The sequence below is a fragment of the Pseudoalteromonas sp. SG44-8 genome, assembly GCF_014164125.1.
In the GTDB taxonomy this organism is placed as follows: Bacteria; Pseudomonadota; Gammaproteobacteria; order Enterobacterales; family Alteromonadaceae; genus Pseudoalteromonas; species Pseudoalteromonas rhizosphaerae.
The window spans coordinates 190,252-207,719 of the sequence record NZ_JACJEQ010000002.1 but is presented as its reverse complement, the minus strand read 5'-3'; the positions used below and the strand labels follow the sequence as shown (position 1 = coordinate 207,719).

General features: G+C 40.0%; 11 protein-coding genes. 4 read left to right on the top strand and 7 right to left on the bottom strand.

All coding sequences use genetic code 11. From position 1 onward, the window contains the following. Positions 1-45: 45 nt before the first annotated feature. Complete coding sequence (locus H5163_RS03205) at positions 46-1,572, bottom strand: MFS transporter (protein WP_182718893.1); 1,527 nt, start codon at positions 1,570-1,572, stop codon at positions 46-48. A 43-nt stretch (positions 1,573-1,615) separates the two neighbouring features. Then, positions 1,616-2,944: a GH1 family beta-glucosidase gene (locus H5163_RS03200; RefSeq protein ID WP_182734311.1), complete on the bottom strand. Its 1,329-nt coding sequence runs from the start codon at positions 2,942-2,944 to the stop codon at positions 1,616-1,618. A gap of 321 nt (positions 2,945-3,265) precedes the next feature. Here H5163_RS03200 and H5163_RS03195 point away from each other — a divergent pair, with 321 nt between their 5' ends. Continuing rightward, entirely contained in the window at positions 3,266-5,842 is a 2,577-nt protein-coding gene (locus tag H5163_RS03195; RefSeq protein WP_182734310.1) for an exo 1,3/1,4-beta-D-glucan glucohydrolase, read from the top strand. Between the two features lie 71 nt (positions 5,843-5,913). Here the strand turns inward: H5163_RS03195 and H5163_RS03190 are convergent, their stop codons facing one another. The 3 genes from H5163_RS03190 to H5163_RS03180 form a co-directional block, all read right to left on the bottom strand. Further along, entirely contained in the window at positions 5,914-7,404 is a 1,491-nt protein-coding gene (locus H5163_RS03190; protein ID WP_182734309.1) for a tryptophan halogenase family protein, read from the bottom strand. 7 nt (positions 7,405-7,411) lie between these two features. Then, entirely contained in the window at positions 7,412-8,947 is a 1,536-nt protein-coding gene (locus H5163_RS03185; protein WP_182734308.1) for a tryptophan halogenase family protein, read from the bottom strand. 106 nt (positions 8,948-9,053) lie between these two features. Then, positions 9,054-12,026: a TonB-dependent receptor gene (locus H5163_RS03180; protein WP_149980989.1), complete on the bottom strand. Its 2,973-nt coding sequence runs from the start codon at positions 12,024-12,026 to the stop codon at positions 9,054-9,056. A 488-nt stretch (positions 12,027-12,514) separates the two neighbouring features. Here H5163_RS03180 and H5163_RS03175 point away from each other — a divergent pair, with 488 nt between their 5' ends. After that, positions 12,515-12,979: an N-acetyltransferase gene (locus tag H5163_RS03175; protein WP_145233060.1), complete on the top strand. Its 465-nt coding sequence runs from the start codon at positions 12,515-12,517 to the stop codon at positions 12,977-12,979. Positions 12,980-13,038: 59 nt separating this feature from the next. Here the strand turns inward: H5163_RS03175 and H5163_RS03170 are convergent, their stop codons facing one another. Together H5163_RS03170 and H5163_RS03165 are read right to left on the bottom strand one after the other, a co-directional pair. Next, positions 13,039-14,088, bottom strand: coding sequence for a GGDEF domain-containing protein (locus tag H5163_RS03170; RefSeq protein WP_182734307.1), 1,050 nt, complete (start codon positions 14,086-14,088; stop codon positions 13,039-13,041). 742 nt (positions 14,089-14,830) lie between these two features. After that, positions 14,831-15,742, bottom strand: coding sequence for a LysR family transcriptional regulator (locus tag H5163_RS03165; RefSeq protein ID WP_145233062.1), 912 nt, complete (start codon positions 15,740-15,742; stop codon positions 14,831-14,833). A 155-nt stretch (positions 15,743-15,897) separates the two neighbouring features. Between H5163_RS03165 and H5163_RS03160 the strand changes: the two genes are divergently transcribed. Beyond that, complete coding sequence (locus H5163_RS03160) at positions 15,898-16,365, top strand: DoxX family protein (protein ID WP_145233063.1); 468 nt, start codon at positions 15,898-15,900, stop codon at positions 16,363-16,365. A 110-nt stretch (positions 16,366-16,475) separates the two neighbouring features. Then, positions 16,476-17,291, top strand: coding sequence for a class III extradiol ring-cleavage dioxygenase (locus H5163_RS03155; protein WP_257326135.1), 816 nt, complete (start codon positions 16,476-16,478; stop codon positions 17,289-17,291). The last annotated feature ends 177 nt before the right edge of the window (positions 17,292-17,468 follow it).

Genomic DNA, 17,468 nt, shown 5'->3' with positions numbered 1-17,468 from the left:
TTATTATTCGCACTTTATAAAAACGTATTGATAATGAAATATAATTTACACATTACTGCGTCTAAAAGCCAAGTCTTCCGTGATTTTCTGCGTCATTGCGGGTGTCAACGGATAGATAAGCATCAAGGCGGCACCTAAAAAAGCAAATGCTGCGGGGATCCAACTCATTAATAGTTGCATGCCAGGTAATGATTGCGTAATGGTTGCTTCGTTCATGCCGTTATAGCCATAGCCTGCCAATACCACTAATACTAATGCCCCAGCGAAACCGCCGCCAGTTTTTTGCACAAACGTCCCTGCGGAATAAATTAAGCCCGTGGCGCGGCGTTTGTTTTTCCACTCAGAATAATCGGCAGCATCCCCTAACATGCTAAAAAACAGGGTAGGCATCATGGCAGCAAAAAATTCAGCTGCACAACCAAAAGTAAATATGGCAACAATGTTGTCAGCAGGCACCCAATAAAATGCTGTGGTTAATAAGCCACTTAATATTAAAGAGATGATAAATAAATTACGTTTGCCTATTAGTTCGGCAAGTTTACCAGTGGCAAGAGCGCCGAGGATAGACACCACTAATAACGCAACGAAGTACTGGCCTGCCATCAGTTCGCTGCCAACCTGATATTTAAAGTAATAAGCAATTACACCATATTTTATACCGTTGAACATCATGGTCAAAAAGCCCATGCCTAATAAAATTAACCAAGGCTTGTTGGTGAGCAAATCAACCATATCACGTTGAGTTCCCGTTAGATTTTGATGATCTTTGTTGAGTAATTTTTTTATCACAACAGTCATCATAGTCATGATAAATGCAAAAAATAGCCCACTGTAGATTTCGCGATAATAAAAGAACAGGGTAGTTGCCAATAATGGCAGAATAATAAAGGGTAAGTTTTTAGTTAAATCTTTGAGCTCTGATTTTAAATTACCACTGGTTGTTTTGTGGGGGATTACCCGCTCTTTGGTGCTAACAAAAGTGATTACCATCAAAACAATTAGTAATGCTGCAAATAAGTACATGGTTAACTGATAACCTTTGGCGTTATCGCCATCGCCAAAATAAGCAACCAGTTCAGGTAAAAAGCCCATCACTAATAAACCGCCTGCAAAGGCTCCGGCAAAGCGAAAACTCGATAGTTTCGTGCGCTCGGTATCGTCTGGACTCATTACTCCCATTAATGCAGAGTAAGGCACGTTACTCACCGTATAAGCTAACGTTAAGCCTATGTAGGTAATGTAGGCGTAAATTAACTTGTTGGTGTCATTGAAATCAGGTGTGGTGAAACACAACACCATGAACAGTCCTAAAAAAGGAGCAGACCATAAAATCCACGGTCTAAATTTACCAAACCGAGTGGTGGTTCTGTCTGCAATCATTCCCATAATGATATCGGTTACACCATCGGATAACCTAACCACCAAAAATAACATAGCTGCGGCCGCAGCCGATATGCCAAATGTGTCAGTGTAAAATACTGCTAGGTAGGCAAGTGCACCTCGCCAAACTAAGTTGGCTCCGGCATCACCCATCGCATAACCGATTTTTTCGTATAAAGGAATTTTGTTCACTGTGTGTTTCTTATTGTTGTTTTTAAAGGAGCACTAGCTAAGTTTACCGGCTAGTAATTAAACTACTATACGCAAGGCCACTGGCTTTTACAGTACGTTGTTGAGTTTGATAATCAACATAAACGATACCAAATCGCTTTGAATAGCCTTCAGCCCATTCAAAGTTATCCATTAAGCTCCATGCAAAGTAGCCATGGATCACCACACCTTGTTCAGTTGCGTTATGCAATGCGTTTAAGTGTTGCTGATAGTAAGCTATGCGATCTGAATCGTTAACTTTACCATCTATCATCTTGTCGGCCATTGCTGCGCCATTTTCAGTAATATAAATCGGTGGTAGGGTATATTTCTCATTTAACGATACTAATAATTCAGTAAGTGCTTGCGGGTAAATTTCCCAACCAATATCAGTTAATAGGCCTTGATGTGGCCGCTCGTCATAAAAATCATCAGCGCTTGCTTGGTAATGTAAACGCGTATAAAAATTAACGCCAAGGTAATCTAATGGCTGCGCAATAATTTCCATATCACCGGGGTGAATATCTGGACGCTGCTCTGCTGGAAGTTGCTCAATAATATCTGGGTATTTGCCAGTCATTACAGGGCGCATATACCAATGGTTAATATAATCATCAGCAAAGGCTGTGGCTTTAAGATCTGCGTCACTTTGTGTTACCGGGTAACAGGGAGTAAAGTTGAGTACGATACCATTAAGTGTCTGTGGGCTATTTTTAGCCAGCATTTGCATCGCTAAACCATGACCTAGTAATAAGTGATGGGCAGCTTTTCGGCCAAATTCCCGACCGACAATACCTGGGGCATGCACACCAATTTCATACCCTAAATAAGAGCTGCAAAAAGGTTCATTTAAGGTTGAATATGAATAAACACGATCACCAAACGCTTTGCTAATAAGATCTGTGTAGTGAGCAAATTCATAGGCGGTATTACGATTTAACCAGCCGCCTTGATCTTCTAAATACTGCGGTAGATCCCAGTGATATAAAGTGACAAATACCTTTATGTTGCGGCGTTTAAGTTCATCTAGAAGATCAGTATAAAATTTCACACCTAATGGGTTTAAACTACCATCTTGATGCATTACGCGTGGCCAAGAAATTGATAAACGATAGGCATCAACGCCCAGAGAATCTATTAACTCAATATCTTGAGGCCAACGAGTGTAGTGTTCACAGGCGATTAGACCATTTGAGTTATCGGCAATTTTATCGTCTTGAGCACAAAAGGTGTCCCAAATACATGGCAGACGATCTGCTGCACCACCTTCAATTTGAAATGAAGCAGTTGCTACGCCAAAAGTGAAGTCTTTGCTCAGTAGCGGCGAGTGTTTAGGTAAAGATAATTGTTTCATTAATAGAAAACCTCTGCTTTCTTTTTATAGTCCGTGATGCTGTTATTTTTAGCTTTTAAAGCTAACATATCTGAAAGCGCTTCCATATTTAATTTGATTAATGCCAATAGATGGTATTTAATGACTTTAAGGAAGCGCTTCCATATTTAGGTTAGTGACTATTTCTTAACAGGTCAACAGTTAAATTTTAATTTCAATGATGACAAAAAATAGTTCTACCGTTGCTTAGATGAATAAACCGCTTGGTCTCGCTTTTGTAATACAGCAGGTACTTAGAGTCTTTTAAGCAGCAATGAGTTGATAATAGATAGGTATATAAAAATGAAAACACACTTACACACAGCTAAGTTACCTACACTAAGTTTGTTAGCTGGATTAGTTACTCTGGCTGGTTGTTCAGCAAGCGAAAATAAAGATACGTCTCAAAATAATAGAGCTGTTGAACAAACGCAGCAGCAACAATTGCTAGCTATTTGGCCAAAGCTGAATAATGTGGTTCGAGCTGATCCGCAAATTGAGTCTAAGATTGCTCAGTACTTGCAGACGATGACATTAGAGCAAAAAGTGGCGCAGATGATTCAACCTGAGATCCGCGATATAACGACTGATGATATGCGTAAATATGGTTTTGGCTCGTATTTAAATGGCGGAGGCTCATTTCCGAACGCGAATAAACATGCCACACCACAAGATTGGATTGCACTTGCTGAACAGATGTATCAAGCATCGGTTGACGATTCTCTTGATGGCATCGATATTCCTACCATGTGGGGCACCGATGCTGTACATGGTCATAATAACGTGATTGGTGCAACGTTATTTCCACATAACATTGGCTTAGGCGCAGCAAATAATCCCGCTTTAATAGAAAAAATAGCCGCTGCGACGGCAATCGAAGTGACGGTTACTGGTATTGATTGGGTATTTGCGCCGACTGTTGCTGTTGTACGTGATGACCGCTGGGGTCGAACTTATGAAGGGTATTCTGAAGATCCAGAGATTGTCCGCCGGTACTCAGTTGCCATTGTTAACGGCTTGCAAGGCCATGCAGATGGTGATTTTTTAAGTCATAAGCGGGTGATTAGCACAGTTAAACACTTTTTAGGTGATGGCGGTACCGTCGATGGTGACGATCAAGGTAACAATATCGATTCAGAGCAAGCCTTGTTTGATACTCATGCTCAAGGCTACATTGGTGGTTTGTCGGCTGGTAGTCAATCTGTTATGGCGTCGTTTAATAGCTGGCATGGTAAGAAAAATCATGGCAATAAATACCTGCTTACCGATGTACTGAAAACGAAAATGGGCTTTGATGGCTTTGTTGTTGGTGATTGGAATGGCCACGGACAAGTTGTAGGTTGTAGTAACGAAAGCTGCCCACAGGCTGTAAACGCGGGGCTTGATATTTTTATGGTTCCTACGGGGGCGTGGAAACCACTTTATGAAAATACGATAGCGCAAGTGAAAGCCGGTGAAATTGCCATGAGCCGAATTGACGATGCTGTTGCGCGTATTTTAAGAGTCAAACTAAGAGCGGGTTTATTTGATAAACCGAGCCCTGCAAAACGTCAGTTCTCAGGTAAAACGCAGTTAATTGGCGCGCAAGCGCACCGCGATATTGCGCGACAAGCTGTGCGTGGATCACTGGTGTTATTAAAAAACAACAACAATACTTTGCCGATAGCGGCTAATTCACGAGTATTAATTGCCGGAGATGGCGCAGATAATATTGCTAAGCAAGCGGGGGGCTGGAGTATTACTTGGCAAGGCACCAATAACGAAAATACCGATTTCCCTGGTGCTACGTCAATCTTTGCGGGTTTAAAAGCGCAGATCACGGCCGCAGGTGGAGAGGCCATTTTAAGTCCTGATGGACACTTTACACAAAAACCTGATGTGGCGATTGTGGTGTTTGGAGAAGAACCTTATGCAGAAGGCCACGGTGACAGGGATAATCTTGAGTTTGAGCGTAATAATAAAAAGTCGTTAGCGTTATTAAAACAGCTTAAATCAAAAGGCGTGCCGGTCGTATCGGTATTCATTTCAGGTCGACCAATGTGGGTTAACGCTGAGTTAAATGCCTCTGATGCGTTTGTCGCCGCATGGCTACCGGGTACAGAAGGACAAGGTGTGGCCGATGTATTATTAACTGACGCAGGAGGTGATATTCAGCATGACTTTACTGGTAAATTGTCGTTTTCATGGCCAAAATCACCACTGCAAACCGCAGTAAATAAAGATGATGTAGACTATTCGCCACTATTTCCTTATGGCTTTGGTTTAACCTATACAGATAAAAATACCCTGGCAGATAATTTAAATGAAGACTCAGGTGTTGATATAGCTAGTTTGCTTAATATGGCTATTTTTAATGGCGTGCTGACTGATCCATGGCGATTGTTTTTAAAGTCAGCACAGCAGCAAGTTCAAGTAGCTAGCAATAGCGTTGAATTAGCAGGTATTAGTTATCGTACTGAAGATAAAAATATTCAAGAAGATGCAATGGCATTTGTATTTACAGGTATAGGCCTTACTACAGCCGAAATCAATAGTAACTTCACTGAAGATAAAGTGGCTTATATCGAAGCAAACTCAGCGCTGAGTTTTGATTACAAGATAAATAGCGAATTTGCTGCTCCATTATTTGTTGCTATGAGTTGCGAGCATGGTTGTGGTGGACGTGTTGATATCAGCGCAGAACTCAAAAAGGCTACATTAAATAGATGGCAAACACTCAGCATAGACTTAACCTGCTTTACTGAGCAAGGCGTTGATTTTTCAAGAGTGATTAGCCCATTTTCATTACAGAGCACGGGTAACGGTTCGGTTTCTGTGGCGAATATCAACTTTGTGCCAGAGGGAGCAAAACAGGCAACAATTATCTGCCCAGATAGTTAACTTAGTCTTTGATTTTGTTTTGTTGTGCAAAGCCCTTTACGTGATTAAAGGGCTTTTTATGCTCACTCAGATTACTCCGCAGAACAATATTGTTGTAAGAACGCTTTATGTGTTGGCAATTGTGCCACGCGTTGAGTAATTTGCTGTTTGATACTGATCAGAAAGTGGCTTAACTCATCATCACTCATCAGGCTTGCAATTAAATGGTATTGTTTGGGTTTGATACCTTGACCCAACATTACTTGCACCCATGAGTCGACTCTAAAAATATCGCCGTCATCTAAAAATACCCGCCCAGTTTCTTTGAATAAACTAATTTTATGAACAAGGGTATCAGGCACTTCCATATTTTTACAATGACGCCAAAATTCGCTATCAGTGCGATCAGTGACTTTATAATGCAAGACAATAAAATCACGAATATTTTCAATCTCACTTTTTAGCTGTTTGTTGTATTCGTGGATTGCTTGTTCGGTAATACCATCAAATGGAAATAGCCGGATAAAGCGAATAATGCCCGACATAATTAAATGAATACTGGTAGATTCAAGTGGTTCAACAAAGCCACTGGCAAGCCCCAGAGCAAGGCAGTTTTTATTCCAGCCTTTGCGGCGGCGGCCAGTTTTAAATTTAATTACTCTGGGTTCAGTGAGAGTTTCACCTTGAATATTACTGAGTAAAAGCTGCTTTGCATCAGTATCGTTTAAATAACGGCTACAATACACTAGACCATTACCTACGCGCTGTTGCAGAGGAATTTGCCACTGCCAGCCTGCATCATGTGCTATTGAGCGGGTATAAGGCACTATATCATCGCTAATGGCTCTAGTTTGTACTGCAATTGCGCTATCGCACGGCAGTAAGTGTGACCAATCTTCATAGCCGGTATGCAAAGCCTGTTCAATAAGTAGTCCATTAAAGCCGGTACAATCAATAAAAAAATCACCATTTACGATACTTTCATCTGCAAGAGTTAGGCTGTTTATGAAGCCCGAAGTGGCGCATTTATTAACGTGGATTATTTTTCCCTCTAGACGTTTAACCCCTAGTTGTTCTGAAAATTCACGTAGGAATAATGCATAACGACTCGCATCCATATGAAATGCATAATTAATTGGATTTTGCTGATTAAAAGCACACTTACCTTGTTTAGCTGCTTGCAGTTCATAACAGTAATCACCAAACTCGGATTCAAGTCCTAATGTTAAGCTGTGTAGCCAAAAATGATGAAATTCACCTGCCCAGCATTCTTTGCCCGTCATGCCAAATGAGTGAATATAATCGGTGTTTTTTTCGCCCCAGTTTTCAAAACTGATCCCTAATTTAAAGCTTGCTTGGGTAGCTTTCATAAATGCTTGCTCATTTATGCCAAGTAATTTATGAAAAGTGCGGATCGGTGGAATAGTAGCTTCACCAACACCAACCGTAGCAATGTCGTCGGATTCGATAAGGGTGACATTGATATTTTTACCAACGAGTTTACTGAATGCAGCCGCAGCCATCCAACCAGCTGTACCACCGCCAGCGATCACCACATTTTTTATAGGTTTGTTGTGTGTCATTGTCAGGTTAAGCCTTATTGTTTAAAAGTTGATTTAATAATGCGCGATTTGTTGGTAACCCTTGTAAGTATTTGGCAATTTTTTCACGGTTTTGCTGATAAAAATACTGCCCAGCTTTAGCGTTATTAAAGGCATTTTTTGCTGTTGTATTTTGCGTGTGAAAGCCCATTCCATACAATACATATTGATAGCTGGCAGAGGGGAATACCTCTTCGTTTTCAATTAAATCAAACCTGCTTGGTGGTTGATATTGCCAAATTGCCAGCAATTCATTCAAACGAGTAGGAATGCTCGATGGTTTTTTTATATCACGCCAGTATTGACTATCATCACGTTCACTTAATATGTAGTGTAACTTTAAAAAGTCGATTACTCGCTGCCAGCGATAACTAAAGCGCTCATTAAACCGTTTAGCCAGCAAGTCCATATGAGTACGGTTTTGCGGCATTTGTTCACTTAACATGCTGATTGAAAGCTCCACCATCGCCAGTGCTGATGCTTCAAGTGGCTCTATAAAACCTTGCGACATACCAACAGCAACACAGTTTTTTACCCAAAACTGTGTGCGGTAACCAGGAATAAAACTCAGCTTGCGAGTTTGTATTTGCTCGGCGACTTGTTCACCAACAGATAGCGCAGCATAGCTTTTTAAGGTGTTCACAGCGGTTTGTTCATCGCAGTATTTATCGCTATAGGTATAACCAATACCACGACGACTCGGTAGACCAATATCCCAGATCCAACCATGTGGCTGCGCCGTTGATAAAGTGGCTGAGGCGATCTCTTGTTGATTATCGTTATAAGGGAGATGTGCAGCGATAGCGCTATTATTAAAAAGAATATGCTCTTGTGTGATAAGCGTTGCGCCATAGTGCTCACCAATCAAACGCGCCCGAGCACCGGTACAATCAATGAATAAGTCGCCGTCTATGTCACCGTGCTTTATGGTGGTGAGTGAATGAATATAATCGTCATGACTATTTTTTACTTCGATGACGTCATCAATAATATGATGCACATTGAGTTTTTTTACGCAGTGGTGTTTTAAAAATGTGGCAAACTTACCGGCATCAAGATGATAGCCGTAATTAGTGACCGCCGCGTATTCTGGTGTGTGTAACTGCTTAGGTGCAAGTGCTGCTTGGCAAACAAAACTTTGCATATTAACGGCGTCGGCATATTTTTGAGTGCTTGCATGATGTTGCCAGTAAGCGTGTAAATCGGTTTCTAAATAGCCTTCGGGAGTCATAAACGGATGATAGTAGTTTTCGCCTATATTTATGTTACGCCAGTTTATGAATTTTGAACCTTGCTTAAATGAAGCATCGCAGTGACGTATAAAATCTATTTCTTCGATACCAATTCGCTTGAGCGTATTGCGCATAGACGGCCAAGTGCCTTCGCCTACACCTGAAATAGCAATGTTTGCAGACTCTATTAAGGTAATCTTTTTTTTAGGGTGTTCAGCGGCTAATAGCCCTGCACTTAGCCAACCTGCTGCGCCACCACCTAATACCACAATGTGTTGTATTTTATTATTCATTGTGTGCTCTGTTGTTTTAATAAAATTGCTATTAACCTGCAACGCAAAAAGCCGCTAACAACTAGCGGCTTAATACTCATGGCGTTAATGAGTCAATAACCCTTGCTTAGAAGTTATAACGCATACCAATATTATAGCGTGCACCATTTTGTTCTAAATTCCATAACTGTGCTTCATACCGGCCATGTTGGCGCATATTTTGTTCAGTAATGTTAAGCCCTTCGACAAAGAACGACATTTGTTCACTGTAGTTGTAAGCAATATTAAAATCAATTTGGTAATACTCTTCTGTAAAGCCCGGCTCGTTAACGTAACGGGCAGCACTGTTTAAGAATTTATCACGCCAGTTATAGGCGATACGCGCCTGAAACTTATCGTTTTCGTACATGGCTATAAAGTTAGCTGTGTCGCTTAAGCCAACAAGGGCAAATTGTGTGACGGTTGGATCAGCGGCTACATTATAATCAATATCACCATTTACTATGGTGTAGTTAGCTTGTAAGCCAAAACCCGTGTCGCCAAAGAAGTGTTGTACGGCAAATTCATAACCATCAATTTTGGCATCTTTACTGTTGGTTGGTACTTGTGCCGTAAAGTCCATCAGTGGGTCATCACTGTTTGGTAGAACGTCGTAAGCGGCTTCAAATTCTTCATAGCTCATCGAGTCAAATGCTACACCATTTTCCATTGCAGCGACCATTTGGAATAAATTTGAATCAGTAAACGCAAGACCTTGTGCCTCAAGCTCTGCTTTGGCTGCTTGTGCTCTTGGACCCGCAGATGCATCGCGTAAGCCGTAGTAGTTTTGAGTCATTGGTGATAGACCAATAAAATTATCTACTTTTTTATTAAAGTAACCAATCGACACATAACTTAGATCAGTGAAGTACCACTCAGCAGATACATCAAAATTATTCGATTCAAGTGGGACAAGGCTAGGGTTACCAGTTGCTGCTGGTGCATTAGTGGTGCCTGGAATGATCGAAGGGCCGGTAGGTACACCTACCGTTGCCGCAGAACTTAAATTGTCGTAAGTAGGGCGGGCAATAGTGGTACTGTAAGAGGCGCGAAGAGTCACATCCTCAATAACGTTAATGTTAAAATCTAAGCTAGGTAAAAAATGGTTATAGCTTGAGCTCAAGGAATAGTCATCTTTATTGGTGCCGTAACGCACATTAAAGTCGTTGTTACCTTCCCATGCAACTGCATCAGGTAAATCAATATTAGCAGTTGAGGTAATATCGGTTGTTTCATAGCGCGCACCAATCACAAGGTTAAATACCATACCATTGATTTCGTTACTGTAATTATATTGTACAAATGCCGCTTGAATATCTTCTTCAATAGTGCGATTTGTTGCAAACGCGCCATCAGCCGCAAAATTGAACCCGTATTGATCTGCCGCCCAGTAACCAATCTGTGAAGCACTACCGGTAAAGCCTTGATCAAACGAACCACTGGTATCGTAATCATCAAATTCGGCTAAAAAATTAGTTGGATCTAAATAGCCATCGGGTAGTTCACCAGGGTTTTCAATGCCCCAGTTACCCATTGTATTACGTGTTAGCGATTGTAAAGAGTGACTTTCCATTGAGCGTGACTCAATACCAAAGTCGATACTGCCGTTGTCTATGAGATAACTACCGTGTAGTCGAAATTCATCAACGGTTGATTCTTGACTTGCAAAGTTTGCATCTAAAATTGAGCTACCTACATCAGCTTGATCAAGCGCACCTGAGCAGTTTAGATTTGTGCGACTACAGTCATCGAAATCTATTACCATAGAGGGTAAGTCACGGCTAAAGTCAACTTGTTGTGCGGCCACGACATTGGCACCTAAGCCTGCATTTATCCAACTACCATAAGGCGCATCGGGTTTGCTGGTGGCTTTTGAGCTGTGGGCATCAAACGTAAAGTTCAGTTGATCACTAAAGTAGTATTGGAGGTTTAAACCGATTGAATTATTTTCGTTTACTTGATTTTGCTCTTGTAATGCTAAGCCTAAGTCGCGAGTGGATAAGTCGCGGCGTTCTTCACGGTAATAAATAGGTGTTTTAACAGCATTGTCATCAAATGTTAAATGGGTTTTATAGTTGTCCATCCAAATTGATTGCTCTGCACGTGCTTCAAATAACTCTTGCTGTGAGTAAGTATAATCAAGTGTTGCGGTAAACGAGTCAATTGGGCTGTATTGCAATGTTAATTGAGCATTAGTACGAGTTCGCTCACGATCTGCAATGGTGTAGCGCAAGTCTGATGGCATTGAATAATACTGGCCCATCGCAGGAGCATTTTCTAATACAATGTCATCTGCTGCTTGAGGGATGGTGCCATCATATTCTGTGGTGCGCCATTCGCCAACAAATGCCCCGGTTGCTGAACTATCACGCTGTTGCATACTTGCTGTGAGTGAAGCACCAAATTTAGCATCTTCATCTGTCCAGCTAAAGATCCCTGAAATTTCTGGAGTAACGTCATCGCCGACACGGTTAGTTGTATCGTGCTGTGCTTTAACACCAATATTGGCAACTAGGCCAGGGTTATCAAGTGGACGAGCGGTATTGATATTAATAGTTGCACCAATGCCACCAGATGCGATGCTTGCTTTACCTGTTTTATATACTTCCACTGATTTCACACTTTCTGAGGCAAGATTAGCAAAATCATAAGCTCGAGAGTTTGGAGCACCACCACCAGCAGGAAGAGAAGCCGCAGGCATTGTACGTCCGTTTAATGTCACCATATTATAATCTGGACCAAAACCACGCACTGTCACTTTAGAACCTTCACCATTGCTGCGGTCAATTGAAACACCGGTAATGCGTTGCAGCGATTCAGCTAAATTAGTGTCTGGAAATTTACCAATGTCTTCTGCAGAAATGGCATCAACAACCCCAGATGAGTAACGCTTAAGCTGAGTTGATTCTTTGATACTGCCTTTAAAACCGGTGACTTGAATCACTTCTAATTCACTTTGTTGTTCAACCTCGGCGGCAAACGTAGACATAGTGGTTGCGGCACCTAAAATCAAAGATAAGCTGGTGGCTAACTTTGTTTTCATTAAAATATGCTTGGACATTAGACTTCCCTCGTACTGTTATCATTATTATTTACTCACCACAAAAATGCGGCGGTATCACTGTGTGTGGAAGCGCTTCCATAGTGGCTTGTGTTAATTCCTGTGGAAGCGCTTCCAGAAAGGCTAGTGTAATTTTTATGTTGCGTCAACTACTGTGTTTAATTTATTGCAGCTAAAATGTATTAAATTTGTTTAATTGGATGTGGTGTTTATTGTTTTATATATAATTATCAGTCAATTATTTTTTATTTTTATTTTATCTTTGTAACTTTATTAGGTAAATGGGTGTTCGCATGGTTTTTATGGCCATAAATATGAAAACAGCTGAACTTAAACGGGAGGCTAAGTGAATGATGGAGTAGCAATTAGCATAAGCAAAAAGTACCTTATTGTTATTATCTAATTGCGTTTGGTATATTTATAACGTATTGTTTATTATAAATTAAAATGGAATACATCGTACTTCCCGCGATTAAGTAAGAGTGGTTATGTTGTTAACTCACGTCAGAAATACCCACATAAAAGAAATCATGTCATGGTTTTCAAATGAAGAAGAAGTTCATGCATGGGCTGGGCCTAATTTTAGATACCCCTACGATTTTAATTCTTTCAAAAAGGGTTTAAAACTTGATGAAATAAACTCATTTGTATTGCTTGCTGATGATAATACGCTAATGGCTTTTGGTCAGTTTTATTTACGTATTGGTCGTTGTCATCTAGGTAGGTTAGTGGTTAACCCGGAGTATCGTGGCAGTGGCATTGTAGCAACACTAATTACCCAGCTCAGTGAACTAGGTCAATTAACTTTAGCTACGCAAACATGTTCTTTATTTGTATTAGCTCATAACAAAAGTGCGATTAAAGCGTATAAGAAACTTGGCTTTGTACTTGCTGATTACCCAGAGCCAATACCACTTGCTAATTGTTTGTATATGACAAAGACACCAGGCTAAGTTTAATCAGTGGTTATACTCAGTGGATTCAGTGTTTAAAAAATTACAATTCAGTTCGGTTACATAACACCGTTGGCAACATGGTCGGTTTGTTGATCACTAATAACCACTTGATCCCGGCCTTTTGCTTTAGCAATATATAAGCGTTTATCGGCTTGGTCTAACAGTGTTTTAATTGAAGCATTGGCATCATAACTACTGCTAATTCCAACACTTACTGATAAATTAATAGTGTTTCCTTTAAAACGTAAGCTATGCCCTCTAATTGCATCACAGAGTTTTTGAGCAGTTACCTGAGCTTGATTAAGAGATTGATCTGGAAGTAATAAAGCAAACTCTTCACCACCAATTCGCGCAGCAATATCGTTATCATTTAATTGTGCCATGATATGTTGCGCTATCCATTTTATAGCGGTATCACCTGTGCTGTGACCATATTTATCATTAACACTTTTGAAGTAATCAATATCGATCATAACTACCGAAAATGATTGCTGATATGCAACACCTTGTTTGAGAAGTTTTTCACCTTGCATAAAAAAACCACGTCGATTTAACAGACCTGTTAATACATCGTGATTAACTAGACGCTGAAGGTTTTCTTCAATATTTACAAATAATAAAAACGGCAATACCAATGCTGTAGCAGTGGCTAGTATTATATGGCTTACTAAAATTGCTTGTAGCCAAAGACTATAATCAGTTGCAGAATTACTAACCAAAGGAGCTGCTAACATAAATACTTGTATATACATGATGAGAGAGTGGCTAATAAAACAGCCGGACAAGATTTTTTGTTGCATTGGTGCTACGCATTTCATCTTATAAACTAAGTATGCACCGTAAATAAAGAGTGTTGCAATAACGAGACTTGTCACCAATTGGCCTGCTGTAATCGCATAGATTGGTAGTAACACAATTGCACTGGCAATCACTAAGGTTAAAAAGTGCCGATTAGTATTTCTAGTTAGATTAGTTACTTTCTGCAAACCAATAAGAGCGAGTATAGGACTGATTATGATGCACATATCTGCCAGATAGTGCGTAATAAAAGGGCTATCAAGTACTATCCGTAGACATGCTAAGATTTGCGAGACCACAAATATCATACATGACCCGCCTAAGTATAAATAGCAGGGTTGTTTTTTATACTTATAAACGGTAAAAAAAAAGCCGCCGATCAGGACATTCAAAAGTAACGAGATGCTAATCACAGTGGGTAAATGTAGCATTATGAATCTGCCTTGTAATCGTGCTGCTTCAGCAACTATTGGTATAGTTATTATATATTGGTATTCACGAATTAACATAATTAGTGCGCAATTTATGATTAACGGGTGATAGGCCATCAAAGCTAAACTTGTTAGGTTCGAAAGTGGCTAAACTAATAAGTATATTACCATCAGTTATAATCCAATGAGCTAGCAGTAAAGATATCAGATTGGAATTATTTACGCGAGGTGTTGTTATCGTAAAATTGCAACACAATTAAATTACTGCTCATTAAGATCGCCGTTTTTAAAATTGGTACTAGCATATAGTAAACGAGGTTATTACGTTGCTAAGTTAATAATGATAGAGCTCTAATTTTGTTCAGTAAGATCAAATTAATCGCGCTATATTGTTAAGCGCCTGTTCCAAACTCGTCACAGGTATAAAAGGCGTTAGAGCACAGCAGGATAAGGAGTGATCATTGGCTTAGTTGTTCAGGTAAGCTTTTTACAGTAAGTAAAGTACCCGCTAAAATTGTATAAGAGTTATGACGTGTAATAATTGTTAAACGGTAGCACTACCGCAGTTTTATCCACATGGCTAAACTTATATAATTCAATCGACATTACTCATTAATTATTAGGTTACTACTTTGTCCCAATATGGTGGCGTACCATAGTATCCGTTTATAAAATCAATAAAACACCTGATTTTATGTGGTAGTAATTTTCGGTGGGCATAAACAACATATAAACCAACAGATCCCGTTGCAAATTGAGGTAAAACTTCGATCAACTTGCCACTATTAATGGCTTCACTGGCGATAAATGTAGGCTGTAATGCGATCCCTGCACCAGCGATAGCACAATCAACCAATACATCCCCATTATTACTTTGAAACTCGCTACTACGTTGCGTGTTTTTTACCCTTAACCACTGATATATTTCGTCTTTAGTATCCATTTCTGTGTAGCTATAATGCAAGTATCGGTGGTTTTTTAGGTCTTCAGGTTTTTCAGGAGTACCATGTTTTTCAAGGTAGTCAGGTGAGGCACATAAAATTAATCTAATGGGCGCGACCTGCTTGGCAATCAAAGACGAACTTTTGAGTCGACCAATACGCAGTGCTACATCATAACCTTCATCAACAATGTCAACTTTGCGGTCGTTCAGTTGCAAATCAACATTAACAAAAGGGTAATGTGATTGGAACTCAGTCACTAATTTACCCATGTGTTTTAACGCGAATGACACTGGAGCACTTATTCTCAGAGTTCCGGTTGGGTGCTGCTGTAAGCCCCCTAATTGTGAATCCATTTCATCAATACTTAACAATATCTGTTGCGCATGCTGAAAATAATGTGTGCCAGCTTCAGTGAGGCTTACTTTACGGGTAGTGCGATTTAGTAACCGTACAGCAAGGCGTTCTTCTAGTTTAGAAACGTACTTACTAACCAATTGTGGTGAAAGTTGTAAGGTTGTTGCCGCATTGCTAAAACTACCTTCGATCACCACAGATACAAAGGCTCGCATTGCATCAATTCTATCCATAATTTTTCTCATATTTAAATTGATTAACAACATTTTGTTGTTAATCATTCTTTATTTGTCATCTTACTCCGCCATGACATTGATAGTAAAGTGTACTTATCCCAACAGGGTCTAATTAAAACGTAAATAAATACTTTGCTAAAGAGGAACAAATAATGAAACTAATAAACACGATACTAAAATCAGATGCAGGACTTGCCGCTTTAATACTTCGCGCGCCAATTGGTTTGATTTTAGCTGCACATGGATCACAAAAATTGTTTGCTTGGTTTGGTGGTTATGGTCTGGAAGGAACAGGTCAATGGATGGCGAGTATCGGTATTACTCCAGGTTATTTAATGGCATTACTCGCAGGCAGTGCTGAATTTTTTGGCGGTTTAGCATTATTACTTGGGTTATTGACTCGTCCTGCTGCACTTATTTCAGCATTTACCATGCTAGTGGCTATTTTTTCAGTACATATAGACAATGGCTTGTTTATGGCAAATAACGGCTACGAATATGCACTGACACTGTTTGTAGTACTGATTGCGCTAACATTACAAGGTGGTGGTCGTTTTAGTATTGATAACTTTATAGCGAATAAATTAACGTCTAGGCAGTTACAGTCCAAGCATGTTTAATCACTATTATGAAATGACGTGGATTACGGATAAATCCGCGTCTTAGCTTTGCGTTAGTTTAACTATCAAGGTTTACTTGCTCATGTTAAGTGAGCTTGTTTGGAGTAACTATGAATAATGTAGACATTGCATTTATCTCTCATGGTGGCGGCCCAATGCCACTGTTAAATGAACCAAACCATACACAATTGGTTGCTTATTTAAAATCACTTGCAAGCACGCTAAAAAAACCAAGTGCCATTTTATTGATTAGCGCTCATTGGGAGGAGTCAGTAGCGACTATTACTGCCAATGCTGCACCGGGAATGATTTACGATTATTATGGTTTTCCGCCAGCTGCCTATCAAGTGCAATACTCAAGTCAGGGAGAGCCCAAGTTAGCTGAAAAAGTACAACAAGTGTTACAACATGCTGGTATTGAAGCGAAGTTAGATCATCATCGCGGTTACGATCATGGTTTGTATGTGCCTTTAACATTAATGTACCCAGCAGCCGATATACCCGCGATTCAACTATCACTAGTGAATAACTTAGATGCTGCACAGCACTTAGCAATCGGTAAAGCGTTGCAATCTTTGGATTATGAAAACTTATTAGTTATTGGCTCTGGTTTTTCGTTTCATAACATGCAGGCATTTTTCGCGCAGGATAATCAGCAGAGCCAAATCAATAACCACGAATTTGAACAGTGGCTACGATCGACCTTAAGTGATAACACCGTGCCTGAACCAAAGCGTAATTTAATGATGCAAAACTGGCATAAAGCGCCTCATGCACGTTATTGTCATCCGCGAGAAGAGCATCTATTACCACTGCATGTATGCTATGGCTTAGCTGGCAGAGCAAGTGATGAATATGAAAATGTTACTATTTTCAATAAGCAATCAAGCGCATTTGTATGGCGAAGGAAAGAGCTGGGTATTTAATATTTGAATCATTGATCTTCTGTGTAGAGTCAAATCGTGGCGGGCATTTTTTAATTTATTTATTCAGAATTGATACGACTGAGTGGATCCGAACCACTGACCTTTGGACCGGGTGAGCAAGAGTAGGTAGTGCTTTTTCTTGATATAATTTCTATTTATAAATTGGTACGACTGAGT

Excerpts from the sequence above, each read along its gene's own strand:
- H5163_RS03200 (WP_182734311.1), bottom strand. The coding sequence starts at position 2,944 with ATGAAACAATTATCTTTACCTAAACACTCGCCGCTACTGAGCAAAGAC.
- H5163_RS03195 (WP_182734310.1), top strand. The coding sequence starts at position 3,266 with ATGAAAACACACTTACACACAGCTAAGTTACCTACACTAAGTTTGTTA.
- H5163_RS03190 (WP_182734309.1), bottom strand. The coding sequence starts at position 7,404 with ATGACACACAACAAACCTATAAAAAATGTGGTGATCGCTGGCGGTGGT.
- H5163_RS03185 (WP_182734308.1), bottom strand. The coding sequence starts at position 8,947 with ATGAATAATAAAATACAACACATTGTGGTATTAGGTGGTGGCGCAGCA.
- H5163_RS03180 (WP_149980989.1), bottom strand. The coding sequence starts at position 12,026 with ATGTCCAAGCATATTTTAATGAAAACAAAGTTAGCCACCAGCTTATCT.
- H5163_RS03175 (WP_145233060.1), top strand. The coding sequence starts at position 12,515 with ATGTTGTTAACTCACGTCAGAAATACCCACATAAAAGAAATCATGTCA.
- H5163_RS03170 (WP_182734307.1), bottom strand. The coding sequence starts at position 14,088 with ATGATATTTGTGGTCTCGCAAATCTTAGCATGTCTACGGATAGTACTT.
- H5163_RS03165 (WP_145233062.1), bottom strand. The coding sequence starts at position 15,742 with ATGGATAGAATTGATGCAATGCGAGCCTTTGTATCTGTGGTGATCGAA.
- H5163_RS03160 (WP_145233063.1), top strand. The coding sequence starts at position 15,898 with ATGAAACTAATAAACACGATACTAAAATCAGATGCAGGACTTGCCGCT.
- H5163_RS03155 (WP_257326135.1), top strand. The coding sequence starts at position 16,476 with ATGAATAATGTAGACATTGCATTTATCTCTCATGGTGGCGGCCCAATG.